General features: G+C 42.7%; 1 protein-coding gene and 2 tRNA genes. All 3 read right to left on the bottom strand.

What is annotated here, in order from left to right:
- Positions 1-47: 47 nt before the first annotated feature.
- The 3 genes from Q0954_RS33970 to Q0954_RS33960 all read right to left on the bottom strand — a co-directional run bounded on the left by Q0954_RS33970 (position 48) and on the right by Q0954_RS33960 (position 1206).
- Entirely contained in the window at positions 48-851 is an 804-nt protein-coding gene (locus Q0954_RS33970; RefSeq protein ID WP_299466535.1) for a hypothetical protein, read from the bottom strand.
- A 128-nt stretch (positions 852-979) separates the two neighbouring features.
- A tRNA-Gln gene (locus Q0954_RS33965) sits at positions 980-1052 on the bottom strand.
- Between the two features lie 84 nt (positions 1053-1136).
- Positions 1137-1206, bottom strand: a tRNA-Ser gene (locus tag Q0954_RS33960).
- Positions 1207-1251: the final 45 nt, after the last annotated feature.

Here is a 1251-nt window from a genome sequence, read left to right as displayed (position 1 = left end):
TTTGAAGTGGAAGTTCAAAGGCTTTACAAAGGAAAAGGAAATTAATACTATATTAACTTAGTTCCTGTTGCACTAGTCCATTTGCCTAACAGCTGTCCACGTTCATGGTCGTTGAGTTTTTCCAAAGTTTGCGCCACTGGATACACATAGGCCATTGCCAGGTAATTGGGGGTACCCTTGTCTTCGCTTAGCTTTAGCAACATCTGAGATATTTTGTCAAACGGACGGGTTTGTCCATTTACCGTAAACTCGCTGCGCAAATTGCAACGTGCGGTGTAATAGGCAATAAAGCAAGCCGTATATTTATCTTGAGCAAACATATCGTAGGTCAAACGGTGTACAATGCCGTGCTTGGCTACTTGCTGAAATTCACGTTTTTTATAAGCGGCAATCACCCCCTCCAATTTGGTTTCCATCCTTTGCAAGTGTCTGAAAAGCTTGTTGTAGCGACGCTTCGAAATATCTAACCCTATAGCCTTACGCGAAAGTCGGTTCAGGCGGTGGCGCATAAAATCGTTTTTACCAAAAGTTTTCTTGATCTGAGGGGATAATTTTTTAATAAAACCTTCGATGGCTTCAGGATCATGTCCGTCTATTTTGGGCACTTGGTCAAGCCTGAAAAGCTCTGCCGCTTTGTTGATTTGGCGGTTGGCACCAGACGGCATAGCAAAAGACTGCATCATAGAGGTATACTGCATGAAGCGGTTTTTGAGACTTCCTTTAGCTGCTTTGTTTAGGGTAATGTGTTGCGCCTTGGTTAGTTCATTGCCTATCAGTTCCATCACCATTGCCGCCACGTCTTCGGGACGCTTACGCATAAAAATAGTTTTGTATAATTGAGATAAGTTCATAGTGCATTGTTGTTTTTTATGATGCCTGAGGCAACCGTTGATGTATTGAAAAATCAGGGAAAGCAAACGTGCTAAATGTTTCGTTTCAGGAAAAGTAGAAGGAAGCACGCTTATAGCCCCGATTTAGGAACTGAGGGTAGGGCTCGAACCTACGTCCATCCGGACCCAGCGCCGGACGTTCTACCACTGAACTACCTCAGTTTGGTTGTTTTGATAAAAAAGGAAAGCAGACATGCTAGGTTTTTTTGGAAAAAAATAGAAGGAAGCATGCCTATAGCCTTTTGTTGGCATTGAGGGCAGGGCTCGAACCTGCGTCCTTTCGGAACATTTACCATTTGAGTATTTATACCGCAATACGTCATTACTAACTGATTTTCAGTGTTTTTAATTTTGATGTCTC

This window comes from uncultured Microscilla sp., assembly GCF_947493425.1.
Taxonomy (GTDB): Bacteria; Bacteroidota; Bacteroidia; order Cytophagales; family Microscillaceae; genus Microscilla.
The sequence above is the reverse complement of the archived record's forward strand: the minus strand, read 5'-3'. Positions and strand labels throughout refer to the sequence as shown.

What these genes read in the sequence shown, in the direction of transcription:
- Q0954_RS33970 (WP_299466535.1), bottom strand. Translation starts at nt 851, where the DNA reads ATGAACTTATCTCAATTATACAAAACTATTTTTATGCGTAAGCGTCCC.